The organism is Stenotrophomonas sp. STEN029, assembly GCF_056760015.1.
Window position 1 is genome coordinate 1 of record NZ_JBRREC010000079.1, and the last position, 24,889, is coordinate 24,889.

Here is a 24,889-nt window from a genome sequence, read left to right on the forward strand (position 1 = left end):
GCAATACATCGGCAAGAGCTTCCTGGCCAGCACGCTGCTTCAAACGGAAACGCGAAAGTCCCGTGCGGGCAGCGCGCGGCCTGTAGCCCGGGTAAGCGCAGCGCACCCGGGGCTGTTGACGGAGAGCCTGAAAGTTCGCCGGGGCATTGCTCCCGGGTGCGCTGCGCTTACCCGGGCTACAGGACTGCGGCGAAGGAGGCACCCTGCCAATCAGAACGCCATGGGAAACGTGTGCACTGGAGTCCGTCAAGCAATAAACAAAAGGCCCCGGCGAAACCGCCGGGGCCGGATCACATCGCAGCTGAGCGACAGCATCCGCGATCAGGCATCAACTGCCGCCTGAACTACAAGCACCTCAGAACCTGATCGACCAACTGTTGATTCGGCCGGTATCGCCACTGGCCTTGTCGTTGACGCGCAGCTTCCAGCTGCCATTGAGCGCTTCGCTGGACAGGTTCACGTTGAAGGTCTGCTTGATATCGTCCGCGCTGCCTCCGGCATAGTTGCTCAGCACGTAGACGCTGCCATCGGGCGCGACCAGATCCACCTTCAGATCACCCTTCCAGGTGTGGCTGATATCCACCGTCACCGGCGTGGATGCAGGCGCGTTGCCAGTGCGCCCGGAGACGGCGATGGCGCTCTCCACCGTGGCGTTGTCAACGATGGTGACAGCGGTTGCGTTGCTATAGGTCTGCACGCCACCACTGCCGCCACCAGTACTCCAGCTGGCCTGCAGGCTTACACCCGAGAATGCCGAGTAGGCGGACAACATCACGTGGTAGGTGCCTGCCACTGGTGTTGCGAAGCTGCAGCTCTCCGCATTGCCAGTCTTGTACGGGCGGCAATCATAGGTGGACGTGGTCGGCTGGCTGCCGGCACGCACATACATGTCCGCGTCACCGCTGCCGCCGGAACTGGCGATCACCAGATTGCTCGCGCCCGCCGGCACCTGCACGGTGAAGTACTGGGTGCTGCTGGCAGCGCCGGAAAGACCGGTAATCGGCACACCATTGTTCAGCACCGTGCCGCCCGGGTTTGGATTGCCTCCGCCGTTGGCCGCATCCACCACTGCCTTCGCATTGAGGATGCCAGGGCCGATGCTCTGCGACGGCGTGGACGGGAAAGGAGTGACGTTGGCCTTGATCAGGGCCTCGACCTGAGCCGGTGTTTTCGGCGTGGTTGAAACCGCCTGCAGCAATGCAACAACACCAGCCACGTGCGGGGTCGCCATCGATGTGCCGTTGTACGACGCATAGCTTTCCGCGCCCGGCGTGGTGGTGCCGCTGTTGAGCGTGGACAGGATGTTGGAACCCGGAGCCGCGATATCGATCAATGCACCGTAGTTGGAGAAGCTCGAACGTGCGCCGGTGCTGGTCGTCGATGCCACTGCGATCACGTTGTTGCAGTTGGCCGGCGAAGCGTTGGAGACATTGGTGTTGTCGTTGCCCGCAGCAATCACCAGCGTGGTGCCGCGACTGACCGCGCCGTTGATCGCTGCCTGCGTGGTGCTGCCACAGGCACCTGAGCCACCCAGGCTGAGATTGATCACCTCGGCCGGATTCGCATTGGCCGGCACACCGGATACCGTGCCACCGGAAGCCCAGATGATGGCATCGGCAATATCCGAGTCGTAGCCACCGCAGGTACCGAGCACACGCACCGGCACGATCTTGGCGCCATACGCCACGCCGGCAACGCCCTTGGCGTTGTTGGTGACCGCAGCAATCGTTCCAGCCACATGCGTGCCATGCCAACTGGAGCTCTGCGCGGCATGGGTGCCGCCACACTGGTTGGCGCTTACCCAATCACCCGGATCGCTGGGATCGTTGTCGCGGCCATTGCCATCGTTGGACACCGTGGTGTCGTTGATGAAGTCATAGCCCGGCAGCAGGTTGGCGGCCAGGTCGCTGTGGGCGGTGATGCCGGTGTCCAGCACCGCCACCACCGAACCGGCGCCATTGGTGACATCCCAGGCCTGGTTGGCCTTGATGCCATAGGTGCCGGAATAGCCCCACTGCTCGCCGTAACGGGTGTCGTTCGGGGTTAGGCGGATGGTGTTGAGGCGATCGACCTCGACGTACTCGACGTTCGGATCGGCAGCCAGCTTGCGCATCAGGGTTTCGGCGTCGACACGGTCCAGCTTGGCATCAGCGCGGACCACATCCGCACCTACCGCCAGTCGCCGCATGTGCTGCACGCCGACACTCTTGCCGGCGCGGGTCGGCAGCGCGCGGGCAGCGGAGACCAGGGTCTTCTGCAGGGCCGCGTCGCCTGCAGCCTGACGGCTGTCCTGGCGGTATTTGACGATGAAGCGCTGATGCGTCGGCGCGGAATCCAGACCGGCCAGATGCACATCACCGGCCCAGGCCGGCGCACACAGAAGCAGGGACGACAACGAAGCAGTGCCAACAACCACCAATCCACGAACAAGCGTACGGCGCGATTTGGATGACATTGATGAGCCCTTCCACAGTGAGAGGAAACCGCTTGCGCGGCATGCGTCCTACCCGGGGGCCCTGCCAGATGCGAAGAGGTTGTGCTGCCCGGGTAGAACTACCCGAACCAGTCCCCTGTTACCGATCCGTTGGCGGACAGTAAATGGCGGCTGAATCGATGACAAGAGGGTTACAACAGAAACTGTTGCTCCGTCACGTTTACCCAAGTGAGTGATTCGTAAAGAGAATTTACGCATCCGTTGGTACTGCTGGCTTGCACGGCTGGGTGTCCGGACAAAGAAAAACCCGCTGCGGACAGGCCGCAGCGGGCTATTCACTTACCCGGGCCGGACGCTCAGGCGTCCAGGCGCACCAGCCAACCGTGACGGTCCGGCTGACGGCCGTACTGGATGTCGGTCAGTTCCTTGCGCAGCGACATGGTGACCTCGCCGGCCGGCGCGTTGATATCGCCGACCGAGAAATCTTCGCCCTTGAGCTGGCCGATCGGAGTGATCACCGCAGCGGTACCGCAGGCAAACACCTCGGTGATTTCGCCCGAGCTCACGCCCTGCTTCCACTCGTCGATGGTGACCTGGCGCTCTTCCACGTTCATGCCGCGGTCGCGGGCCAGCTGCAGCAGCGATTCGCGGGTGATGCCTTCCAGGATGCTGCCCGACAGTGCCGGGGTGACCAGCTTGTTTTCCTTGCCGTAGACCAGGAACACGTTCATGCCGCCCAGTTCTTCCAGGTACTTGCCCTCGACCGGGTCGAGGAACAGCACCTGCGAGCAGCCCTGCGCCTGCGCCTGCTGCTGCGGCAGCAGCGAAGCCGCGTAGTTGCCGCCGCACTTGGCCGCACCGGTGCCGCCCTTGGCAGCGCGCGCGTAGTCGGTGGACAACCAGATCGCCACCGGCGCAACGCCCTTGGCGAAGTACGGGCCGGCCGGGCTGGCGATCACGTAATAAGTGGCCTTGTGCGCACCGCGCACGCCGAGGAAGGCTTCGTCGCCGATCATGAACGGGCGGAAGTACAGGCTGGCTTCGTCAGCATCGGACACCCAGTCCTTGTCCAGCGCGACCAGCTGCTTGAGCGACTCGACGAAGATATCCGCCGGCAGTTCCGGCAGCACCAGACGACGCGCCGAGCGCTGCAGGCGCGCGGCATTGGCCTGCGGACGGAAGGTCCAGACCGAGCCGTCGGCGTGACGGTAGGCCTTGATGCCTTCGAAGATTTCCTGGCCGTAATGCAGCACGGCTGCGGCCGGATCCAGCGAGATCGGACCGTACGGCGTTACCGCCGCATTGTGCCAGCCGGTGTCCTTGTCCCAGCGTACGGCCACCATGTGGTCGGTGAAGTGCAGACCAAAGCCCGGCTTTTCCAGGATCTTGGCGCGCTCCTCGGCGCTACGCGGATGGTCCGAACGGGTGACATTGAAGCTCAACGAAGACTGGGACACCGGATAATTCCTTCCAGATTGCGGGATGGGACAACCCCGACGCCACAGCGGCAACGGGGGTGCAGCACAAACCGTCACCGGCAGCCGCCGGTGCGGCCTTACAGCATGCCAGTTTCCAGGCGCGCCGCCTCGGACATCATGTGGCGTCCCCACGGCGGGTCGAACACCAGGTCGACGTCGGCCTGGGCCACCGTCGGGATCATCTCCAGCTTGCTGCGCACGTCATCGACCAGGATCTCGCCCATGCCGCAGCCCGGTGCAGTCAAGGTCATCTTGACGTCCACCTCGCGCTGGCCGTCATCCAGGTGCTTGATATCCACTTCGTAGATAAGCCCAAGATCGACGATGTTGAACGGAATTTCCGGATCGAAACAGGTGCGCAGCTGCTGCCACACCAGCTTCTCGACCTCCTCGTCGCCTGCGTCATCGGGCAGTTCCAGCCCCGGCGGGGGCTCCTTGCCGATGGCATCGCCGTCCTTGCCGGCGATACGGAAGAGATTGCCTTCGACAAACACCGTATAGCTGCCACCCAGTGCCTGGGTGATATAGCCATAACTGCCGGCCGGCAAGGTCACGCTATCGCCCTGCGGCACCATCACGGCCGGGCAATCACGCTCAAAATGGACAGGTTCGCTGCTACGGGAATACATGTAGATGGATATGGGGACGCGGTGGCTACCCGCAATGGCCCCATTTTATCCGACTGGGCGTCATCGCCGCTGAAACGCTATGCTGCGGAATCTGTTCGGGAATGCCCATGTCGCCTGTGTCCACCTCGGCCAGCCGTAGCCGCCACTGGCTCTGGCCTGTTTTGTTGCTGCTCGGAAGCCTCACCCTGACGCTTGCCTGGATGTTTGCCGCCCTGGCCACCGGCACCCAGGCTGGCTGGATGGCCGTGCTGGCCGCGCTGGAAGCGGCGTGGATGCTGCGCCTGGGCGCCTTCCGTGCCGGCCCGGCGCGCATTGCTGTCGCTGTACTCGCCACCCTGCTGATCGCCGTGGCCGCCAACTGGCTCATCGCAGCAGCCTATGTCGGCGGCCCGATGGGGCTGACGCCCTGGGAATCGGCGCTGCGGATGGGTCCGCATTTCGCCTGGACATTGCTGTCGCTGGCCAATGGCCTGGGCGAGCTGATCTGGCTCGCCCTCGCGCTGCTGGTGGCGTGGCGCGTGGCCCGCTGAGTTCCGGTTGGTTACAGCCCAGCTGAGAGGCTGAATGGACAACTGAAACCAAATGTCAGTTTTTGCACATTGCCAAGGGCCGGATCCGCACATTCGTTGCAGTTAAAAATTCGTAATTTCGTGACTCCCTCGCACCACTTTGCGGAGAGTCATACGTGAGTATTCAGCCACTGAGCCAAGCTGTACGCCTCGCACTGTTACCAATTTCGACTGCCGCCCTTGCTCTGGGAGCAACGGGCAGCGTCCTTGCACAGGACACCGCACCCAAAGAAGAAGCCACCAACCTGGACCGCATTCAGGTCACCGGCTCGCGCATCAAGCGCGCCGATCTGGAAACCTCCAGCCCCGTCTTCACCATCGACCGGCAGAACATCGAGAGCTCAGGCGCGGCCACGGTCGGTGAGTTCCTGCAGCGCACTCCCGCCATCGCAGGCGCGGCAACCAATCCACAGGTCAACAACGGCGGCGGCGCAGGCGCGGCCACGGTCGACCTGCGCGGCCTGGGTGTGAACCGTTCATTGGTACTGGTGGATGGCAAGCGCTGGATCGGCACCATCTCCAACGCCAACGGCGCGGTGGACGTGAACTCCATCCCGATGGCGCTGATCGAGCGCGTTGAAGTCCTGAAGGATGGCGCCTCCGCCATCTACGGCTCCGATGCCATCGGCGGCGTGGTCAACTTCATCCTGCGCAAGGATTTCGAAGGTCTGGAAGCCAGCGCGTTCTATGGCATTTCCTCGCGCGGCGACGCTGACACACAGCGCTTTGATGCCACCTTCGGCCTGCATGGAGAGAAAGGCCGCCTGATGCTGGGTGCCAGCTACGACAAGGAAGACCAGGTCAGTGCCGCCGATCGCAGTTACTCCAGCCAGCCCTACCAGCTGTATGCCGGCGAGAAGGGCATCGGCGGTACCAGCCGTATCCTGACCGGTCGTTACGTGGTGCCACGCGCATCGGCAACCGGCGTGGATCTGACCGACCCCAATTGCGGCAGCGGCGCGAACGTCACCCTCACCCGCATAGACGGCCGCCCGGGCTCTTCGACGTCGGACTTCCGTTGCTTCAATCCGAACACGGACGTCTATAACTTCCAGGCCGATGGCAACCTCAACCTGACCCCGCAGGAACGCACCTCGTTGTTCATGAGTGGCAACTACCAGCTCACCGACAACATCGAGGCCTTCCTGCTCGGCTCCTGGCTGCGCACTGAATCCTCGTTCTTCATCGCACCGCTACCCTTCGATGGCCGTGCAGCAGTGGACAACGTGCCGATCAGCAAAGACAGCCTCTACAACCCCTTTGGCGTGGACATCACCGATGCGCGCCTGCGTCTGCGCGACTTCATCCCCACCCGCACCACCCGCTTCGAAACCGAGACCTACCAGATCACCGCAGGCCTGCGCGGCGCCTTCGGTGACAGCAGCTGGTCATGGGATGCCTCCTACGGCTACGGCCGCACGCCACAGACATCCGCGGTGCGCGGCTATCTGTACAGCCCTGGCCTGACCGATGCACTGGGTCCATCGATGATCGATCCGGTCAGTGGCAACCCCATCTGCGTACGTACGCCGGGCAATGCAGCAACCGCCATCGCCGGCTGCCTGCCGGTCAACTTCATGGGCCCGGCGCCTGATCCGAGCACCGCGGTGGGCCAGGCACAGCTGGCCGCGCTTGAGCTGATCAACCCGACCATCCACAGCAGCAACGAGAACGACCTGAAGGTCTTCAACGCCAACGTCACCGGCGATCTGTTCCAGTTGCCGGCCGGTGCGGTATCACTGGCGGTGGGCGTGGAACGCCGCGAAGAATCAGCCAGCTCCAGCAGCGACTTCCTGACCATCATCCCGCCAGGGGAGACGGTCTGCAAAATCACCCAGGAAGCCTGTACCTTCGGCGACATCTCGGGCAAGTTCGACGTCAATGAAATCTATGCCGAGGCGCTGATCCCGGTGCTGTCCGACATGCCATTCGCCGAGAAGCTGAACTTCTCGCTGGGTACACGTTATTCGGACTACTCGAACTTCGGCGGAACCACCAACTCCAAGATCGGCATGGAGTGGAAACCGTTCGCTGACCTGCTGGTCCGCGCCACCTATGCGGATGTGTTCCGCGCACCCACCATTGGTGACCTCTACTCGCCCACGGTGCCCAGCGCCAGCACCTACACCGATCCCTGCAACGGTTACACCGGTGGCAATCCGACGGCCTGTGCAGGCGTCCCGACCGACGGCTCCTTCCGCCAGAGCAACAACCAGGTGACCTCGTTCCAGGTTGCCAACTCCGCGCTGGTGCCGGAAGAAGGCGACGTGTTCACCTATGGCTTTGTCTACAGTCCGAGCTGGCTGGAAGGCTTCAGCGTCACCGCCGACTACTGGCGCGTGAACCTGGACAAGTTCATCACCAACCTGCCCGAGAACGTACTGCTGAACCAGTGTTTCAACTTTGGTCGCTTCTGTGACACCTTCGTCCGCGACAGCGCGGGTGACGTTGCGCAGATGACCAACATCACCGGCAACTTCGGCACGTTGAAAACCGCAGGCATGGACCTCGGTTTCCGCTACGTCTTCCCGGAAGGCGCATGGGGCAAGTTCAGCTGGAACCTGGATACCACCTATCTGGCCCAGTACGACGTGCAGCTGCTGGCCGGTGACCCGAGCAGCAACGTCGGTGCCTTCCCGGGCATTCCGGAAAGCACCGGCCTTGCAGGCACCTTCGTCGACAACGCCTCGTCGGGTTTCGGCAACATGGCCCGCTGGCGCGCACTCAATGACCTGACCTGGTCGCGTGGCAACCTCAGCGCCAGCCTGACCACCCGCTACGTCCACCATGTGTACGAAGCGCCTGACGTGGCCGATGTCACCGAGCCGGGCTATGTCGCCAAGCGTCGGGTTCCGTCCTTCACCCAGACCGACCTGCAGATCGGCTACCGCTTCGAGGACCTGAAGAACAGCTCCATCCAGATCGGCGTGCGCAATCTTACTGACCGCCAGCCGCCGTTGATCTATTCTGGCTTCAACGCCTCGACGGATATGCGGACCTACGATGCAATCGGCCGTTTCTACTGGATGCGCTGGACTGCCCGTTTCTGAGTCTGGATCAGCAATACCGGCATCCGCTGCGGCTCCTGCCGCAGCGGATGTTGCTGGCAGCGATCTCCGGCACTACATCCGCACCTATGAGCACAGCCTGCCTGCGGAGATGTGCGGCAAGCTGATCGAGTCCTTCAACGCGCTCTCCCGATTCCAGCAACGGAATGGCCGCGGGGTACGCCCGGGCCTGGATGACAGCGCTTGGACCGAGCTGGACGTGAGCCGCCTGTCCGACGCGGGTTTCCTCAGCTACTTCCGGCAGCTGGTCAGCAACGCCCTGCGCCAGTACAACGCCGATGTCGGCCTGCCGATCGCGATACCTGACAGCCCCCTGCTCAGCCCGTTGATACTGAAGCGTTACCGTGCCGGCAGCGAGGAGAAATTCCAGACCCACTTCGACTCGATCAATGAGGTCTGCGACCGCTATCTGGTTTTCCTGTGGTACCTCAATGATGTGGAGACCGGCGGGGAAACCTGGTTCCCGGGCCTGCATACCGGTGTCGCTCCGCGCGCTGGCAGGCTGCTGATGTTCCCGCCGTACTGGCTGTATGCCCACCAGGGAAGGCCAGCACCGGAGCAGGACAAGTACATCCTGTCCACCTACCTGAGGTTCCCGCAGGCTCAGTCCAGCGTATAGCCATAGCGCGTGACCCATGGCGCGAGCATTGCGAGAATTTCTTCGTTGAAATGCGCGCGGTAGCTGCGCCACCTGCCAACCGCCCCTGAATTGAGCGGTTGCACCACCTGTGAATAGCTGGGCGTGTTTATCCGCCGGCTTCGCGACGCCGCGAGATTGTCGAAAGCGAACTGTTGTTGCTCCACCGACAAGGAAAGGAAACCCATCAACCTGGCCAGCTCTCCACTGACATCGCCAACCAGATCTTCGTAGCGCAGGGTATGAACGCGGGCAGGCGAGTAAGCGCGCTGCTCATGCCACCACTCCATTATCGCGACATACGTCCGCGCAGTGGATTCCAGGGTGGCGAACGCCTTGGCCCCGCCGTTGCTGCCAAAGGCCTGCATATAGCAACTGAGCACGCAGTCGCATGGGTGGCGCAACAACAGTATCCAGTCCGCCTTCGGAAACAGGCGCGCCACATAGGGCAGGCGCGTCATGGTCAAGGGATACTTGTCCACCAGCCGTCCCTGCGGCTGTAGATGGCGTTGCACTTCGTTCCAGTAGCGCCGTCTCAGCGCCAGGATTGAAGATGGCGCAAGCTCGCACAGCCCCTTGTCCAGATCATCACCTGGCCAGCCATCCGCAGCGCGCAACTGTTCGATTGCCACTTCCAATGCGGGACGCTCATCCAGCACATCCAACTGCGAATGCGCGTCCAGCATGCGCTCCAACAAGGTTGTTCCCGAACGCGGGAAGCCGACAAGGAAGGCGGGATCTTCGGGCAGTCCATCAACGCGCTCCTGCTGCCAGGTCGCCGCTGCTGCCCGCCGCAGCCGCTGCTGCAGCCAGTCCAGCACGCCAGGCAGCTGATGCCCGGACGAACGCTGCTGGAATGCAGCTTCCGCCGCCGTGTGTGCAGCCGACAGCGCCTGCATTGCCAGGTCAACCTGCCCAAGCCGGTCGTGGTTGCGGGCGAGCTCAAACCCCAGCTGCGCTCGCATTGCGGGCTCAAGCTGGCGTTGCAGTCCAGTTGCAAGGCAGGTGATTGCAGCATCCGATTGCTGTTGTCGGCGCAGGATGCGGGCGGCAGCGAGCGCATGCATTGCCGTGACCGCGCTTGCGCTGGTCGCAGCGATGCCCTTCAGTATGTTGTCGGCTTCATCGACACGATTCAGTCGCTCCAGCAGCAGCGAAAACTGCACGCGTGACTCCATGGCTTCCGGCGCCTCACGCAGGATCTGCCGGTAAACATCCTGTGCAGCAAGATCGTCGCCTGCCTGCGCCAGCAGCCACGCAAATGCCTGCCGTTGGCCCGGATCCAACGCATCCGAATTCATCCCGCGCAGACATTGGGAGAGTTCTTCAAACCGCTCCATCTCAGCAAGGCTCTGCGCATAGGCCAGGCGCACGTCGGCAGCTTCTGGCTCCTTGATCAATGCTGCCTGCAGTATCCGACTGGCCTCGCCAAACTGCGCCAAGCCGAGCAGCGACAAGCCATAACCCAACAGCCACGCCACATCTTCAGCGCCCAAGGCAGATGCACGGACGAACGCCGCTTCGGCAGCGGCGTGGTCGCCAGCCTCGAGGCAGACGTTGCCCAGGTTCATCCAGGCACCAGAGGACCCGGGCTGCAGCTCGGCAGCGCGCATGAACAGCTCCCGCGCTTCCGTGAGTTGTCCCTGCGCCGCCAAGGCCATCGCCAGCACTTCCATGCCCGGCGCGAAATCAGGGGCCCGGGCAAGCAGTTGGCGCATCCTCGTTTCGGCCAGATGCTGCTGCCCCTGTGCAAGATCCTCCAACGCCAGTACCAACTCGTCCTGCATCGAACCCCCGATGGTTACATCTGATCCAAACAGAGCCGCCGCGAAATCTTAATTTTTGGCAATCCAACTGCGAACCTGGGCAGGTCGCTCGCCGCTGTGGCCCAGCAGCATGGAACTGTTCGGAGACTTGGAAACACTCTCTTCTCTCTGCACAAGTCAGACCTTACTGAGCCCCAAATCAGCGGGCAAGCTGGTCCGCTCCGAACCTACCCGGCAATCGCCGGGTTCTTTTTTTTTGCGGCCGGGAAGACGGCCCATAAGCGCAATTCTGAAATATCCGTTCTCGTTGCCAGAACCCGGCTGCTCATGCGATGTTTTCGGCACAATCCAAGGTTGCAGCTGGCCAGCTTGGCGCTCCTACACGGTACGTATTTCGGCCTACTCGGAAAACGGAAGCGAAGTGAGAATCAAACATCACCGCCTTCATGGACCCCAGGTTCTGGACCTGTCCGGGCAGCCCGAGGGCAGCGTGCACGCCGTCGTTTGCCATGGCCGCGGCAGCCGCTTGTTGGTCCCCGCTGGCTGGATCAGTCTCACCCTGGTCCTGACCGGGCTGCTGGAAATCAACAACAGCGATGCGCCCTGGCAGCTCGCCGCCCATCACATCCAATTGTGGCTGGAAGGCGACCTTCGCCATACCAGCCGAAGCTACGCCTGGTGGATATGCATAGCGGCCCCAGCAGCGCTCTGGGAAAGCCTGCCAAGCGCGCCAACGATTGCATCGCACCTCATTCCCCGCGAGATCCGCTGTGACCGTGAACTGGGTCGCGCCGTCCTGCATATGGCACGTCCGCGCTTCTTCAACAGCAGCCGCGACACCACCGCCGTCATCGACGGAATGGCGGTAGTGCGCGACATCCTGCTGGAACGGCAGCAGTCATTGCAGGATCAACTGAGCCGCTGCAGCGGCCGCACTGCATTGCGGCGGCACCAGACAATGCTGCGCCTGCTACGGGTACAACACCTCATCCGCTGCAACATGGATGCCCGCCTGGACCTCCATCGTCTGGCCGAGATTGCGAACTACTCCCCGCCGCACCTGATCCGGGTCTATAGAGAGGTGTTCGACGAAACGCCATTCGAGTACGCCACGCGCATCCGCCTGCGCCGCGCCTGGGACCTGGTGTGCAACACCAACCTCTCCATTTGTGACATCTCCGATTCATTGGGTTTTGAAACCGAGAGCGCGTTCTGCCGGTCCTTCAAACAGACGTTCTGCTGCACTGCCAGCCAAGCCCGTCGGCACCACAGCGCCCTCCCGAAGGCCACGGACAACCCGCAGCACCCAAAGCTCAACCTGCGCACGGGCTGAGGTCTCAGGCAGCTTCGCCATCGGAGCGGATCCTTGCTGCCTGCGCACACCTGCAATTGGATCCATATCCGCCAGGCTGGCGCTTCTGCAGCCGTATTCACGAGCGTGATCCATTCATAGGCGAGCGATCGCGGCGGGCAATGCCCGCTACCTACGGATGGCACCGCGTATCTGCCACGCTACGCCAGCGGTGTAGCCCTGCGCCCGTCATTCGTCAGGATGCAAACACAATCACCTTCGCGCCGCGATTCAGCAGCGCTGGTACCCGGCTGGACATCTTTCCACTCGGACGGGTGAGGTGATCGGCATCCCCCTACGTCTGAACTGAGGAGAGCTTCACAAAAGCTCACGCGACGGCCGGAACGAATCCGGTGAATGCGCGCTTGGTCCCGCTCCACCACCACGCGCCCGTCGTCCGTTCACGCAGGCACTCTTGGGGGAAGTTGCGATGGGCATCAAACATCATCTGATTCAGGGTTCACAGTCACTCGATCTATCCACGCAGCGACCAGACTGCATCCATGCCATCAATGGTCGCGGCAAAGGTGGACGATTGGTCATTCCATCAGGATGGATAAGCGTCACACTGGTGCTGAAGGGCGCATTGGAACTGGGCAGTGGCGATCTGCCATGGCAGCTCGAAGCCCGGCAACTGCAACTCTGGGTCGACGGCAGCCTGCGCCACATCGGTCGCGAGCAAGGCTGGTGGCTGTGCGTCGCCGCACCCGCAGCACTCTGGCAGAAGCCGCCGAAGTCCACGGCGTCCATCATCAACGGATTGATTCCCCGCGAGGTCATCTGCGACAAGGAGCTCGCACGCGCGATAGTGCACCTGTGCCGCCCGCGCTGGTCCAGGCACACCTCCGCCAACAGCGACGCGGCGCATGAACTGGGCCTGCTGCGCGACGCGCTGATCGAGCGGCAGCACCCCTTGCAGAGCCAACTTGAGCGCTGCAGTGGCCGCACCGTCTTGCGCCGTCATCAGACGCTGCTGCGACTGCTGCGTGTGCAACACCTGATCCGCTGCACGGTCGAGACACGGCTGGACCTGATCAGCCTCGCAGCCGTGGCCAACTACTCCCCCACCCACCTGATCCGCATTTACCGCGACGTCTTTGGTGAAACACCCAGCGAGTACGCCGCAAGACTGCGTAACAAGCGTGCGCTGGACATGGTGTGCCACACCGACCTGTCGGTCTGTGAGATCGCCGAGTCATTGGGATTTGAAAGTGAAAGCGCGTTTTGCCGCGCGTTCAAGCACGCCTTCGGCTGCACCACCACCGCCGCCAGGCGTGGTCAGCAGGTGCAGGCCAGCGCACTGATCGCACCCAACCTGCAGCCTCCGCGCAATACCGTGGTTGCACCGCCCATGCAGCAATGGGCGGTGGCCTCCTGACCACCACCCTGCGGCATCAGTGCCCGCCGTCCAGCGCCTTGAGTTCACTGACCAGGGCGCTGGCCGCTTCGGCACCATCGCCGTACAACATGCGGGTGTTGTCCGCGTAGAACAGCGCGTTCTCGATCCCGGCAAAACCAGTACCTTTGCCGCGCTTGATGACGATGGTGTTCTTCGAATTGACCACATCCAGGATCGGCATGCCGTAGATCGGACTGGTCGGGTCGGTCTTGGCGACCGGGTTGACCACGTCGTTGGCACCGATCACCAATGACACGTCGGTGTTGGCGAACTCCGGGTTGATGTCGTCCATGTCGGCGATCAGGTCATACGGCACGCCGGCCTCGGCCAGCAGCACGTTCATATGACCGGGCATGCGCCCGGCCACCGGGTGGATCGCGAACTTCACCTTGACCCCGCGTTCGATCAAACGCTGCGCCAGCTCCCAGATCTTGTGCTGGGCCTGCGCCACCGCCATGCCGTAACCGGGCACGATCACCACGCGCTCGGCGAAGGCCATCATCGCCGCGACATCGGCTGCCTCGATGGGCTTCTGCGTGCCGCTGATTTCCGCGCCCTGGCCGCCGCCACCGAAGTTGGAGAACAACACACCGCTGATCGGACGGTTCATCGCCTTGGCCATCAAGCGGGTCAGCAGGATGCCGGCCGCACCAACCATCATGCCGGCGATAATCAATGCCTCGTTGCCGAGCACGTAACCTTCAAACGCCACAGCAAGGCCGGTGAACGCGTTGTACAGCGAAATCACCACCGGCATGTCGGCACCGCCAATCGGCAGCGTCATCAGCACGCCCAGCGCCAAGGCGACCACGAAGAAGCTGATGATCGCCACCGGCTGCAGGCTGATTGCCGCCCATGCACCCAGCACCACCATCGCGACAGCGACCAGCAGATTGAAAACCTGCTGCCCCGGGAAGGTGACGCGCTTGTCCAAGCGACCATCAAGCTTTGCCCAGGCAATGATCGAACCGGACAGCGATACCGCACCGATCGCCGAACCAATCACCGCCAGCGCCAGCACCGTATTGGACGGCAACCGCGCCGACAGATCGGCGATGGCCTGCGCGCTCCAATGGCTGGTGTCGCGGTTGGCCAGCTCGGAAAAGCGCAGCAGCTCCACCGCACCAATCGCCGCCGCCGAACCACCACCCATGCCGTTGTAAAGCGCGACCATCTGCGGCATGTCGGTGATGGCCACTTTCTTCGCCGATACCCAGGCCAAGCCGGTACCCAGCACCAGGGCAACCGCGATCAGCGCGAGGTTATGCAGGCCAGGCAGGAAGAACGTCGCTGCAGTCGCGATCAACATGCCCGCGCCAGCCCATTGGATGCCACTGCGAGCGGTCTTGGGCGAGGCCATGCGCTGCAGGCCGAGCAGGAACAGCGTCGCGGCAACCAGGTAACTCGTATTGACCAGGATCGATATGCTCATGCATCGGCCTCCAGAGCCGTGTCGGAGTGGCAAGCAGCCTGCTTGTCGAGGCGATGGTGCTCGCGCATTTCAATGGCGGTCTTGAGCAGGCCGATCATGCCCAGCCCGAATGCCACCATGCCCAGCGCCAGTTGCGACAAGGCCGTGGTCGGCGCCAGTGCGGCGCCCAGCAATCCCAGCACGATCGGCAGCAGTGCCTGCGCGCTGAGCAGCCACAGCATCAGGCCGCCCTTGCGCGGGTCCTGCCAGACTTTCTTCGACATGTTGTTCTGGGTCTTGGACGGGTCCTGCAGCGAGGACATGCCCACGCCCACACCCGCATACAGCAGTGCGCTGTTGTAGGCATCAAGCGCGCCCTCCATGCCATTGAACAGCGGCCGTGCCGCATAGGCGAAAGCGACCAGCAACGCCGGATACTGCAGGTAGCTGAGCCACTGGAAAACCTGCCGCGCGCCGATGGAGGAACCGCCCGCAATACCAGTGGATGAACTCACTTGTCCTTCCCTTCCGGCTTCTTCGAGCTCTTGAACATGTCCAGCATGCGCTCGGTCACCACATAACCGCCGGCCGCATTGCCTGCGCCCAGGGCCACGGCGATGAAGCCGATGACCTTCTCCAGCGTGGTATCGGCATGACCGAGCACCACCATCGCACCGATCAACACGATGCCGTGGATGAAGTTGGAACCGGACATCAACGGTGTGTGCAGGATCACCGGCACCCGCGAGATGATCACGTGGCCGGCAATCGCTGCCAGCATGAAGATGTACAACGCTACGAACCCGTCGCTCATTGCTTGGTCTCTCCGAGGCTGGAAGCGCCTGTCCGGCATCATAACCATCTGGCCGAAGCCGGCGCGACCGTTGCGTTGTCAACCGATTCCGCACCCGCGCGTTATCACTCCCAGAGACCACGACCGGGACGCTACCCTGTGCTGGTGACCAGCCCACCCTTGATGCCGCCTGTTGCTGTACCCGCCTCGCTGGACGCGTTCCTGGCGGGCATCGGGCCGCGCGCGTTCCGTTTCGCCGAGGCCGGCCTGCGCCAGCGCGACGATGCCTTGGACGCGGTACAGGACGCCATGGAGCGCATGCTGGGCTACCGCGAGCGGCCTGCGGAGGAATGGACAGCCTTGTTCTGGAGCATCCTGCGCCGGCGCATCATCGACCTGCAGCGCCGCCGCAGCTTCCGCCTGAAGTTCTGGGTACCCCAGGAAGACCACGACCAGGACAGCACCATCGACTGGGCCGACGAAGCACCGGGGCCTGCGCAGACCCATGAACAACAGCGCGAGTACGCGCTGCTGGTGCAGGCCCTGCGGCAGCTGCCGGCCCGGCAGCGTGAAGCCTTCAGCCTGCGCGTGCTGCAGGAACTGGACGTGGCCACCACCGCCAAGGCCATGGGCTGTTCTGAAGGCTCGGTAAAAACCCACCTGTCGCGCGCGCGCGACGCATTGCAGAAACAACTGGAGGCCACGCGGTGAACCGCCTGCCCACACATCCCGAAGCATTCGACCATCAGGCCCGGCAGCTGCAGCGGCAGGCCGATGCCGCGCTGTCTCCTGCCACCCTGGCGCGGCTGCGGCAGGCCCGGCAGCAGGCCAGCCCGGCGAGCACGCCATCGGTATGGCGTCGCCATCGCTGGTGGCTGGCGACCGCCTGCTCGGCGCTGCTGGCCGTGCCGGTGGCAATGCAGTTCAATCACAGCGCGCAGCCACCTGCCGCGCCCCTGATCGCCAGCCAGAACGTTGACGCCGACGCTGACGACAGCTTGCTGTTCGACGAAAGCCCGGAGCTGTACCTGTGGCTGGGCTCCGACAATCTGGCGATGGAATGACGACGATGAAGACCTTGCTGCCCTACCTGCTACTGCCGTTGCTGCTGATCTGTGCCAGCGTCCCTGCTGTCGCCCAGCAGCAGTTGCCCGAATGGGACCAGCTGACCCCTGCCCAGCGCGAGACCCTGATCGCACCGGTGCGGGATCGCTGGAACAGCTCCTCCCCCGATCGTCGCCAGCGCAACTATGAGCATGCCCGCAGCTGGCAGCAGATGACCCCGGCGCAGCGCGAGCAGGCCCGGCGCGGCATGCACCGTTTCGAGAACATGTCGCCCGACCAGCGCCGCGACGCGCAGGCGCTGTTCGACAAGATGCGCGGCATGGACAAGGACCAGCGCCAGCAGCTGCGCGAGCAATGGAACAGGATGAGCCCGGAGCAACGCCGGCAATGGGTGCAGGCCAACCCGCCAGCGGCACGTCCCCCGCGCTGATCCTGAGCTGTAGTGCCGAGCCATGCTCGGCAGGGGCTTTCCCAGCGAAAAGCTCCCCTCACCCCAACCCCTCTCCCGTATACGGGAGAGGGGCTAAAGCCGGGGCCGATCCAGCCCTGTAGTGCCGAGCCATGCTCGGCAGGGGCTTTCCCAGCGAAAAGCTCCCCTCACCCCACCCCCTCTCCCGCATGCGGGAGAGGGACTGAAGCCAGTGCCCATCCAGCCCTGTAGTGCCGAGCCATGCTCGGCAGGGGCTTTCCCAGCCAAAAGCTCCCCTCACCCCAACCCCTCTCCCGCATACGGGAGAGGGGCTAAAGCCGGGGCCGATCCAACCCTGTAGTGCCGAGCCATGCTCGGCAGGGGCTTTCCCAGCGAAAAGCTGCCCTCTCCCCAACCCCTCTCCCGCATGCGGGAGAGGGGCTGATGCCAAAGCCGATCCAGCCCTGTAGTGCCGAGCCATGCTCGGCAGGGGCTTTCCCAGCGAAAAGCTGCCCTCACCCCAACCCCTCTCCCGCATGCGGGAGAGGGGCTAAAGCCGGGGCCGATCCAACCCTGTAGTGCCGAGCCATGCTCGGCAGGGGCTTTGCCAGCTAAAAGCCGCCCTCACCCCAACCCCTCTCCCGCATGCGGGAGAGGGGCTAAAGCCGGGGCCAATCCAGCACTGTAGTGCCGAGCCATGCTCGGCAGGGGCTTTCCAGGCAATACCAGCACCCTTGTGGGAGCGGCGTAAGCCGCGCAGCTGACGTCAATGAAACTACGGACAAGCCTGCATCCCGACGGATGATCGGCTTCGCAGCTTATGCCGCTCCTACAAGATGGTTTCCAGGTAGAGCCCCTGCCGAGCATGGCTCGGCACTACCGATGACGGTCAGACCGGCGGAATCTCGCCGCCAGCGGGGCGTTGCGGCCACACCGTCTTGGCCAGCAATTCATCATTCCAGTCGAACGACAACTTGCCGTCCTTCAGGAACAAGGCCACGAAGTTGTAGACGTTACGCGCAAACATCTCGCTGGCATGCACCGCGCCCATGCTGGCCAGGTTGAGCGGACCAGCAACCGTCACACCACCAACCTCGATGCTCTGGCCCGGCTGGGTAGCTTCGCAATTGCCGCCGGTTTCAGCCGCCAGATCGACGATCACGCTGCCCGGGCGCATGCCCGCCACCATCGCCGCGGTGACGATTTTCGGCGCCGGACGCCCCGGCACGGCCGCAGTGCAGACCACTACGTCCACGCCTTTCAGGTGCTCGGCCAAGCGTCGCTGCTGTTCAGCGCGCTCGTCATCGGTCAGCTGCCGGGCGTAACCACCTTCACCGGCCGCGCTGACGCCCAGGTCCAGGAACTTGCCACCCAGCGACTCAATCTGCTCACGGGTTTCCGGGCGCACATCGAAGCCCTCGACCGCTGCACCCAACCGCTTGGCCGTGGCAACCGCCTGCAGGCCTGCAACGCCAGCGCCAACGATCAATACCTTGGACGGGCGGATGGTGCCGGCGGCGGTGGTCAGCATCGGGAAGAAGCGCGGCGCCAGCTGTGCGGCGATCAGGGTCGCCTTGTAACCAGCCATGCCGGCCTGCGAGCTGAGCACATCCATCGCCTGCGCACGGGTGGTACGCGGCAATCGTTCCAACGGAAAGGTTTGCAGTTGCCGCGCTTGCAGCGCAGCCGCGCGAGCAGGGTCGGCTTCAGGCTGCACGCCGCCCACCAGCACCGCACCCGCCTTCAGGCGGGTAATGCTGGACAAGGATGGCGCCTGTACGCACAACACCAGGTCCGCGCCTTCCAACGCGTCACCCAGCTGTGCACCTGCATCCACATAGGCCTGGTCGGGGAAGCCCGCGGCCGTACCGGCGCCAGCCTGCAGGTGTACCTGCGCGCCGGCTGAAACAAGCTTCTTCACCGTTTCCGGCGTGGCGGCAACGCGTCGCTCGCCCTCAGCGGTTTCCTTCAATACCAAGACATCTACGGCCATTCCAGTCCTCGATGCGCAGCGGATCAACCGCCGGATCGTAGCAAAGCCGATGCCCTGTGCGGCAGGCCCTGGCCTGCCGGTTTGCGGTCAGTGCGCCGCGCCCTGCGGCTCAAGGCGATCAATCACGCCTTGCATGGCGCTGTCGAAGGCGCCGTCATCCACATGCGGACGCAGTCGTTCCAGGCGCACCATCACCGCCAGTTCTTCCGGCGAGGCCACGCAGAAGCGGATGCCGCGGCGGTTGACGAACAGCAGGCGCGAGGAGATCGGGCTCACCCACGACAACTTGCCGGCCTGCATCTTGCCGTCCTTGTCGATGAAATCCAGCCAGGTGCCAATCTCCATCCGCCGAAAACGCTCGGCATCGGTGTCGTCGAAGTCTTCGGCCTTGGTCGCACTGCCAAACTCGATGGCCGGCGTTTCCGGCGCTGGTGGCGTGGGCAGGGCAACCGGTGGCAGCTCCGGCAACGCACGCTCGAGCTCCGGGCGCAACTCGGCGACGGACTGCAAGGTGTCATGCAAGGCATCGATCGCGGTGGTGCCGCCGTCGCCATGCAGGCCAACACTGGCAAAGACCTTGCGCAGGCCCGGCTGGCAGGACTGCAACCACGGTTTGCCAACGATATGACGGCGCGCCTCGGCCACTTCCTCCAGCACATCGTCTGCCAGTTTGAGCGCCTCGCTCACACCCTCGCCTTCCTCGCCTTCGCGCAACAGGGTGAGGGTGAGATGGTGGTTCCAGGGCTGGCGAAGGAAGTCTTCGATGGCCTTGGGCAGCGCGGTATCGGCAACACGCTTGTCCAGTTCGGCGCTGGCACGATTGCGTGCAACCTCGAGCTTTTCCTGCCCGCGCTGGGTTTCTGCGGCACGCCGTTCGGTGATCTCAACCCGGCGCCGATGCTGGGCCAGGAACTCGCGGAACTCTTCTTCCAACGTCAGGAAGATCGCCAGGTTCTCGTTGAACTCGGCGGTCAGCCGCTCAATGATTTCTTCGACCTTGCCCATCAGCGCGCGCTCAGCCTGGCTTTCACCGGCATTGCCCTCGCAGGCCTCGGCCAGCGAATTGAGCAGCTTGCGTGCCGGATGGGTCTTCTGCACGAACATGCGCCGGTCGAGCATGGCAACCTTGACGAAGGGCACCACCAGCCGGCCGATCAACTCGCGCGAGCGGCCCTCAAGGTCCCGCTCGTCCAGCATCACGTCAAACAGCATGCCGACCAGGTCGATCGCATCCTCGTCCTGCGGGTCCAGGTGCGCCTGCTGCGGGTCCACACCGAGGCGGGTGGCGCCGGACAGCACTTCACTCTTGAGCCGCTGCGCCAGCGATTCGCCATCCTCACCCACCGCCGCACGCAGGGTTGCGCTGGGCGTGGCCTGCAGCAGCGACAACACCGACATCATCTCGCGCTGGTTCAGGGAGCGCTGATGGCCGGTGCCGGCCTGCCCCGCGTCCGCTGAAGATGCCGAGGTGCCTTCACGGGTCTGCCGGCTTTGTGCCAGCAGCTCGTGCAGGGCTTCCAGCACCATGTTCTGTGGATTGCCATAAGCCTGCTCGGCTTCGAAGCCCGCCGCTGCCTGCGCGGCAGCCTGGCCGGCCATGCTGCCGCGGCGCTGGCTCCAGCGCTCGGAAAAGCGCCGCGCCCACATTGGCGCATGACCCGGGTCAAACCCTTCCTCTTCTTCCTGTGCAGCCTGCTCCATCTGTTCGGCAGGCGTGCGCTGCGGTGCGGAGCGACGTGGTGCAGCGATCTCGGGAGCCGCACCGGCCTGCGCCAGTCGCTCGTCCACTGCCTGGTAGAGCTTGCCGATACCGGCCGCAAACTCACGCTCGCACAGCTTGAACAGCACCAGCCGCACTTCTGCGGCCAGGTCGCAGGTATAGAACGCCTCATGCACGGCAACACCAATGTGTTCCGGCCCAATCGGGTTGGTATCGGCATCCAGCGCGGCCACCCCGGCCACCCAGGCCAGGCGGTGATCGATGCGCAGCAATACCTGCTTCCAGTCGCGCAGCAGCACGGTCGCAAAATTGCGCACGGCCAGGCGTGACTCAAGAATGTGTTCGGGCACCAGGCTCAGGCCGCCGTCACTCTGCCCGGCCAGTACGGTTTCCGCCGACTGCGGTGTGCCCGCTTCCAGCGCGGCCCAGGCCTGCTGCAGGTGCGAGTCGAAGCGGCGCGAGATCTCATCGCGACGGCGGCGCAGCTCGCGCATGCCGTCCAGGAATGCCAGCTGCGACGGGCCCGCCGTCTCCGCACGGTCGAACAAGGCATCGTCAAACCCCGCCAGCACCTTGGCGAAAGCCTGTGACAGCACAGGCAGGGCAGCCTCGCGGGCCACGCCAAGCAGGTTCTGGTTACGACCGGGCTGACCGGCGGGATGCGGACTGGACATCATGCGCAAAGGCTCCACACCCATACAGGCGCTGATCTTCTTGTAAACGATTGAGGAAATGCAGACGCGGCCCCTGAATCCGCACGCGCATGGTAGGCGGAGAAGATGAACAGGGTCAGTGATGCAGTACGCACTTCCTACCTCATGAGCCCTTCCCCGCATTACCAGCAATGCTAAGCGTGTCGGCGATTATTAGCGACCCGTAGCTCGTTCAGGGCACACGACACAGCGCACAAAACTGACCCTGATCTACACTAAACGGCCGGTACATGGGCGGCGTCTATAATCATTGGCCACCTCAGCCCCTGTGAACCATGTCCGACAACTGCTTCCTGCAAGCGCTGGATCAGCGCCATTCGGTGCCCTCTCTGCAACTGGGCGAGCCAGCGCCGGACCACGCCACGCAGCTGCGCATGCTGCAATCGGCCGTCCGGGTACCGGATCACGGCAAGATGGTGCCTTTCCGCTTCCTGCGCCTGCAGGGCGACGCCCGCCACGCCCTGGGTGAGTTCCTGGCCCAGCGCAGCCGCCAACGCGACCCCAATGCATCTGACGCGGCGGTCGAGAAGGACCGCAAACGCTTCTCGCATGCGCCGCTGATCATCACCGTGATCGCCCGCCTGCAGGACAACCCCAAGGTGCCCATGCAGGAACAACTGCTCACCGCCGGCTGCGCCTGCTTCGCGCTGCTGCAGGCCGCACAGGGCGTGGGCTTCGGCGCGCAGTGGCTGACCGCGTGGATGAGCAGCGACCCCGAAGTCGCCCGCCACCTGGGCCTAGCCAGCAACGAACAGATCGTCGGCTTCATCCATATCGGCACCCCGAAGATCGCCGTCCCCGACCGCGAGCGCCCCGATCCGGCCGCGCTGCTGCAGGACTGGCAGCCGTGACGGCTGCCAATACCCCGCTGCAGCCGCTTTACCTGATCGACGCCAGTTTGTATGTTTTCCGCGCCTGGCACTCGATCCCCGACGAGTTCCAGGATGCACAGGGATGGCCGGTGAACGCAGTTCACGGTTTTGCCCGCTTCCTGCTCGACCTGCTGGAGCGCGAGCGCCCGCAGCACATCGCGGTGGCTTTCGACGAAGCGCTGGACAGCTGTTTCCGCCACGCGCTGTATCCGGCCTACAAGGCCAACCGTGATCCGGCCCCGGAGGAACTGCGCCGCCAGTTCGCCCATTGCAAGGCGCTGTGCGCCGCCTTGGGCCTGGAAGTACTGGCCGACCGCGAATACGAGGCTGACGACCTGATCGGCAGCGCCCTGCATGCCAGCCGCGGCCGCCTGCGCGGGGTCATCGTCTCGGCCGACAAGGACTTGTCGCAGCTGCTGCTGGAACACGACGAACAATGGGACTACGCCCGCAACCAGCGCTGGGGCGCGGACGGGGTGAAGGCACGGCAAGGCGTGCACGCCCACCAGGTCGCCGACTACCTTGCGTTGAGCGGCGATGCAGTGGACAACATCCCCGGCGTCTCCGGCATCGGCGCCAAATCGGCGGCGGTGCTGCTGGCCCATTTCGGCACGATGGATGCCCTGCTCGAACGCATCGACGAAGTGCCGTTCCTGCGCCTACGCGGTGCCGCCACCATGGCGGTGCGGTTGCGTGAGCAACGCGAGCAGGCACTCCTGTTCCGTCAGCTGACCACGGTTGCCTTGAACGCACCGTTGCACAACGCCGCCGGCGGCTTCGTGCGCGCCAATGGCGACGGCGACATGCTCGGCGGCTTGTGCGAGGCGCTTCGGTTTGGCCCGATGACCCGGCGCCGGCTGATGACTGCGGCCGGCCTGCAATCCCCTTCCACTCCAGCCAACGAGTTCGCATGAGCCAGAACACTGCTGAACCCCGCGTCGTCTACGAAGGCAAATACCAGCGCATGCTGGTGCGCGGCACCTGGGAGTACAGCGAGCGCACCCATGCCGGCGGGCTGGCTGCGATCATCATCGCAGTCACCCCCGATGATGAAGTGCTGTTCGTCGAGCAGTTCCGCGTGCCGCTGCAGGCGCGCACCATCGAGATGCCGGCCGGGCTGGTTGGCGATATCGATGCCGGTGAATCCATCGAGGTTTCAGCCGTGCGCGAGCTGGAAGAGGAAACCGGCTGGACCGCCGACCAGGCCGAAGTGTTGATGATCGGCCCAACTTCCTCCGGCGCCAGCAGCGAGAAGATCGCCTTCGTGCGTGCCACCGGCCTGCGCAAGGTCGGCGACGGCGGCGGCGATGCCAGTGAAGACATCACCGTGCACAGCATCCCTCGCCAACGCGCTGCAGCCTGGCTGGTGGAGAAAATGGGTGAAGGCTACGAGCTGGACGCGAAGTTGTGGGCCGGCCTGTGGATGATCGAACACCATCTGGATGGGCGTCTGCGTGGCTGACTCAGGCTTGCAAGGCGTCGCCCCACTGCTCGGCGCCGATGATCCAGCGGTTTACACCGTGCACAACCCGCACGGCGTGTCCCCGTTCCTGCTGCTGGCCGATCATGCCGGCCAGCGCGTGCCGCAGGCGCTGCAGGACCTGGGCTTGCCGCAGGCCGAACTGGACCGCCACATCGGCTGGGACATCGGCATCGCCGGCACCACCCGCGCCCTGGCCGAGCGCCTGGACGCCTGGGCCATCGAACAGACCTATTCGCGGCTGCTGATCGACTGCAACCGGCCGCTGGTGTCGCCAACGCTGATTCCTGAAGTCAGCGACGGCACCGCTGTTCCCGGCAATCGCGGCCTTGATCCACAGCAACGCCAGCAGCGCATTGATGCAATCCACGCGCCCTACCATGCACGCATCGACGCCGAGCTGGACCGTCGCCGCGATGCGGCTGTGCCGACGCTGCTGGTGATGATGCACAGCTTCACCCCGGCGATGGCCGGCGTGGAACGTCCATGGCATGCAGGCGTGCTGTATCACCAGGACACGCGCTTCGCGCACGCGCTGCTGCAGGCCTTGCGCGAGGAAGGCGACCTGGTGGTCGGCGACAATCAGCCGTATTCGGTGAACAGCAGCAGCGACTATGCGGTACCGGTGCATGGCGAAGCCCGCGGCCTGGTGCATGTGGAACTGGAGATCCGCCAGGACCTGATCGCCGGTGTGGCGGGGCAGCAGGCCTGGGCAGAGCGACTGGAGCGGATATTCCGCAATCTGCAACCGATGTTGCTCGCCCTGCAGGAACCGCGCAGCGCCGTGCTGTAGGAGCGGCGTAAGCCGCGAAGCTGATGGCATGTCGGACGTTGCGTTTGTAGAACCCCTGCCGAGCATGGCTCGGCACTACAGGTGCTGACGCTTTTGTGGGAGCGGCATAAGCCGCGAAGCTGATGGCGTATCGGATGTTGCGCTTGCAGGGCCCCTGCCGAGCATGGCTCGGCACTACAGGTGCTGACGCTTTTGTGGGAGCGGCGTAAGCCGCGAAGCTGATGGCGTATCGGATGTTGCGCTTGCAGGGCCCCTGCCGAGCATGGCTCGGCACTACAGGTGCTGACGCTTTTGTGGGAGCGGCGTAAG

Annotated in this window: 21 protein-coding genes and 1 pseudogene; 12 read left to right on the forward strand and 10 right to left on the reverse strand. The window is 64.0% G+C overall.

Features of this window, described 5'->3' with window-relative positions; genetic code table 11:
• Positions 1–355: 355 nt before the first annotated feature.
• From ACVOLI_RS15820 to sufT, 4 genes and pseudogenes are all read right to left on the reverse strand, one after another.
• Entirely contained in the window at positions 356–697 is a 342-nt protein-coding gene (locus ACVOLI_RS15820; protein WP_296250836.1) for a proprotein convertase P-domain-containing protein, read from the reverse strand.
• A 24-nt stretch (positions 698–721) separates the two neighbouring features.
• Positions 722–2,455: pseudogene (locus tag ACVOLI_RS15825) on the reverse strand (S8 family peptidase); the annotation flags it as partial.
• A 335-nt stretch (positions 2,456–2,790) separates the two neighbouring features.
• Positions 2,791–3,891: a branched-chain amino acid aminotransferase gene (locus ACVOLI_RS15830; protein ID WP_481615146.1), complete on the reverse strand. Its 1,101-nt coding sequence runs from the start codon at positions 3,889–3,891 to the stop codon at positions 2,791–2,793.
• Between the two features lie 98 nt (positions 3,892–3,989).
• Positions 3,990–4,541, reverse strand: coding sequence for a putative Fe-S cluster assembly protein SufT (gene sufT / locus ACVOLI_RS15835; RefSeq protein WP_282267108.1), 552 nt, complete (start codon positions 4,539–4,541; stop codon positions 3,990–3,992).
• 107 nt (positions 4,542–4,648) lie between these two features.
• Between sufT and ACVOLI_RS15840 the strand changes: the two genes are divergently transcribed.
• The 3 genes from ACVOLI_RS15840 (at position 4,649) to ACVOLI_RS15850 (ending at position 8,797) form a co-directional block, all read left to right on the forward strand.
• The gene (locus tag ACVOLI_RS15840; protein ID WP_481509835.1) at positions 4,649–5,071 is read left to right on the forward strand and encodes a hypothetical protein; all 423 of its coding nucleotides are present in this window, start codon (positions 4,649–4,651) and stop codon (positions 5,069–5,071) included.
• Positions 5,072–5,226: 155 nt separating this feature from the next.
• The gene (locus ACVOLI_RS15845) at positions 5,227–8,160 is read left to right on the forward strand and encodes a TonB-dependent receptor domain-containing protein (RefSeq protein ID WP_481615147.1); all 2,934 of its coding nucleotides are present in this window, start codon (positions 5,227–5,229) and stop codon (positions 8,158–8,160) included.
• 109 nt (positions 8,161–8,269) lie between these two features.
• The gene (locus ACVOLI_RS15850) at positions 8,270–8,797 is read left to right on the forward strand and encodes a 2OG-Fe(II) oxygenase (RefSeq protein WP_481615148.1); all 528 of its coding nucleotides are present in this window, start codon (positions 8,270–8,272) and stop codon (positions 8,795–8,797) included.
• On the opposite strand, the gene ACVOLI_RS15855 is transcribed toward ACVOLI_RS15850, so the two are convergent.
• Entirely contained in the window at positions 8,782–10,602 is a 1,821-nt protein-coding gene (locus ACVOLI_RS15855; RefSeq protein ID WP_481615149.1) for a sulfotransferase family protein, read from the reverse strand. The two genes, ACVOLI_RS15850 and ACVOLI_RS15855, sit on opposite strands and share 16 nt — an antisense overlap.
• A gap of 109 nt (positions 10,603–10,711) precedes the next feature.
• On the opposite strand from ACVOLI_RS15855, the gene ACVOLI_RS15860 reads away from it, so the two are divergent.
• Both ACVOLI_RS15860 and ACVOLI_RS15865 read left to right on the forward strand, forming a co-directional pair.
• Positions 10,712–11,914 (forward strand): helix-turn-helix domain-containing protein, encoded by a 1,203-nt coding sequence (locus ACVOLI_RS15860; RefSeq protein WP_481615150.1) that lies wholly within the window; start codon positions 10,712–10,714, stop codon positions 11,912–11,914.
• 448 nt (positions 11,915–12,362) lie between these two features.
• Entirely contained in the window at positions 12,363–13,310 is a 948-nt protein-coding gene (locus tag ACVOLI_RS15865) for a helix-turn-helix domain-containing protein (RefSeq protein ID WP_481615151.1), read from the forward strand.
• 16 nt (positions 13,311–13,326) lie between these two features.
• On the opposite strand, the gene ACVOLI_RS15870 is transcribed toward ACVOLI_RS15865, so the two are convergent.
• Genes ACVOLI_RS15870 through ACVOLI_RS15880 form a run of 3 tightly spaced genes read right to left on the reverse strand, consistent with a single transcriptional unit; the run spans position 13,327 to position 15,556 of the window.
• Positions 13,327–14,763: an NAD(P)(+) transhydrogenase (Re/Si-specific) subunit beta gene (locus ACVOLI_RS15870; RefSeq protein ID WP_481615152.1), complete on the reverse strand. Its 1,437-nt coding sequence runs from the start codon at positions 14,761–14,763 to the stop codon at positions 13,327–13,329.
• Positions 14,760–15,257: a hypothetical protein gene (locus tag ACVOLI_RS15875; RefSeq protein WP_282267099.1), complete on the reverse strand. Its 498-nt coding sequence runs from the start codon at positions 15,255–15,257 to the stop codon at positions 14,760–14,762. Before ACVOLI_RS15875 ends, ACVOLI_RS15870 begins: the two co-directional genes overlap by 4 nt.
• Positions 15,254–15,556 (reverse strand): NAD(P) transhydrogenase subunit alpha part 2, encoded by a 303-nt coding sequence (locus ACVOLI_RS15880; RefSeq protein ID WP_282267096.1) that lies wholly within the window; start codon positions 15,554–15,556, stop codon positions 15,254–15,256. Before ACVOLI_RS15880 ends, ACVOLI_RS15875 begins: the two co-directional genes overlap by 4 nt.
• Positions 15,557–15,694: 138 nt before the next feature.
• On the opposite strand from ACVOLI_RS15880, the gene ACVOLI_RS15885 reads away from it, so the two are divergent.
• The 3 genes from ACVOLI_RS15885 to ACVOLI_RS15895 are packed head-to-tail and all read left to right on the forward strand — an operon-like array spanning position 15,695 to position 17,030.
• Positions 15,695–16,246, forward strand: coding sequence for an RNA polymerase sigma factor (locus ACVOLI_RS15885; RefSeq protein WP_481615153.1), 552 nt, complete (start codon positions 15,695–15,697; stop codon positions 16,244–16,246).
• Positions 16,247–16,251: 5 nt separating this feature from the next.
• Entirely contained in the window at positions 16,252–16,599 is a 348-nt protein-coding gene (locus ACVOLI_RS15890; protein WP_481615159.1) for a hypothetical protein, read from the forward strand.
• Positions 16,596–17,030: a DUF3106 domain-containing protein gene (locus tag ACVOLI_RS15895; protein WP_481615154.1), complete on the forward strand. Its 435-nt coding sequence runs from the start codon at positions 16,596–16,598 to the stop codon at positions 17,028–17,030. Before ACVOLI_RS15890 ends, ACVOLI_RS15895 begins: the two co-directional genes overlap by 4 nt.
• An 868-nt stretch (positions 17,031–17,898) precedes the next feature.
• Here ACVOLI_RS15895 and ACVOLI_RS15900 read toward each other — a convergent pair.
• A complete protein-coding gene (locus ACVOLI_RS15900) occupies positions 17,899–19,002 on the reverse strand; it encodes an NAD(P) transhydrogenase subunit alpha (RefSeq protein ID WP_481615155.1) in 1,104 nt (367 codons plus the stop codon).
• An 87-nt stretch (positions 19,003–19,089) separates the two neighbouring features.
• The gene (locus ACVOLI_RS15905; protein ID WP_481615156.1) at positions 19,090–21,399 is read right to left on the reverse strand and encodes a DUF1631 domain-containing protein; all 2,310 of its coding nucleotides are present in this window, start codon (positions 21,397–21,399) and stop codon (positions 19,090–19,092) included.
• Between the two features lie 311 nt (positions 21,400–21,710).
• On the opposite strand from ACVOLI_RS15905, the gene ACVOLI_RS15910 reads away from it, so the two are divergent.
• From ACVOLI_RS15910 to ACVOLI_RS15925, 4 genes are read left to right on the forward strand one after another with little or no spacing between them, the layout of a single operon-like run.
• Positions 21,711–22,286 carry a nitroreductase family protein gene (locus ACVOLI_RS15910; RefSeq protein WP_282267084.1) on the forward strand — a complete coding sequence of 192 codons (576 nt, stop codon included), beginning with the start codon at positions 21,711–21,713 and terminating at the stop codon, positions 22,284–22,286.
• The gene (locus ACVOLI_RS15915; protein ID WP_296250839.1) at positions 22,274–23,221 is read left to right on the forward strand and encodes a 5'-3' exonuclease; all 948 of its coding nucleotides are present in this window, start codon (positions 22,274–22,276) and stop codon (positions 23,219–23,221) included. The genes ACVOLI_RS15910 and ACVOLI_RS15915 overlap by 13 nt, the downstream gene beginning before the upstream one ends.
• Positions 23,218–23,769, forward strand: coding sequence for an NUDIX hydrolase (locus ACVOLI_RS15920; RefSeq protein WP_481615157.1), 552 nt, complete (start codon positions 23,218–23,220; stop codon positions 23,767–23,769). The genes ACVOLI_RS15915 and ACVOLI_RS15920 overlap by 4 nt, the downstream gene beginning before the upstream one ends.
• On the forward strand, positions 23,762–24,580 hold the full coding sequence (locus ACVOLI_RS15925; RefSeq protein WP_481615158.1) for an N-formylglutamate amidohydrolase: 819 nt from the start codon (positions 23,762–23,764) through the stop codon (positions 24,578–24,580). The genes ACVOLI_RS15920 and ACVOLI_RS15925 overlap by 8 nt, the downstream gene beginning before the upstream one ends.
• Positions 24,581–24,889 lie beyond the last annotated feature (309 nt).

Bases quoted from the DNA above. Each gene is read 5' to 3' on its own strand.
- sufT (WP_282267108.1), bottom strand. From the start codon at position 4,541: ATGTATTCCCGTAGCAGCGAACCTGTCCATTTTGAGCGTGATTGCCCG.
- ACVOLI_RS15840 (WP_481509835.1), top strand. From the start codon at position 4,649: ATGTCGCCTGTGTCCACCTCGGCCAGCCGTAGCCGCCACTGGCTCTGG.
- ACVOLI_RS15850 (WP_481615148.1), top strand. From the start codon at position 8,270: ATGTGCGGCAAGCTGATCGAGTCCTTCAACGCGCTCTCCCGATTCCAG.
- ACVOLI_RS15855 (WP_481615149.1), bottom strand. From the start codon at position 10,602: ATGCAGGACGAGTTGGTACTGGCGTTGGAGGATCTTGCACAGGGGCAG.
- ACVOLI_RS15860 (WP_481615150.1), top strand. From the start codon at position 10,712: ATGGAACTGTTCGGAGACTTGGAAACACTCTCTTCTCTCTGCACAAGT.
- ACVOLI_RS15865 (WP_481615151.1), top strand. From the start codon at position 12,363: ATGGGCATCAAACATCATCTGATTCAGGGTTCACAGTCACTCGATCTA.
- ACVOLI_RS15870 (WP_481615152.1), bottom strand. From the start codon at position 14,763: ATGAGCATATCGATCCTGGTCAATACGAGTTACCTGGTTGCCGCGACG.
- ACVOLI_RS15880 (WP_282267096.1), bottom strand. From the start codon at position 15,556: ATGAGCGACGGGTTCGTAGCGTTGTACATCTTCATGCTGGCAGCGATT.
- ACVOLI_RS15895 (WP_481615154.1), top strand. From the start codon at position 16,596: ATGACGACGATGAAGACCTTGCTGCCCTACCTGCTACTGCCGTTGCTG.
- ACVOLI_RS15900 (WP_481615155.1), bottom strand. From the start codon at position 19,002: ATGGCCGTAGATGTCTTGGTATTGAAGGAAACCGCTGAGGGCGAGCGA.
- ACVOLI_RS15905 (WP_481615156.1), bottom strand. From the start codon at position 21,399: ATGATGTCCAGTCCGCATCCCGCCGGTCAGCCCGGTCGTAACCAGAAC.
- ACVOLI_RS15910 (WP_282267084.1), top strand. From the start codon at position 21,711: ATGTCCGACAACTGCTTCCTGCAAGCGCTGGATCAGCGCCATTCGGTG.
- ACVOLI_RS15920 (WP_481615157.1), top strand. From the start codon at position 23,218: ATGAGCCAGAACACTGCTGAACCCCGCGTCGTCTACGAAGGCAAATAC.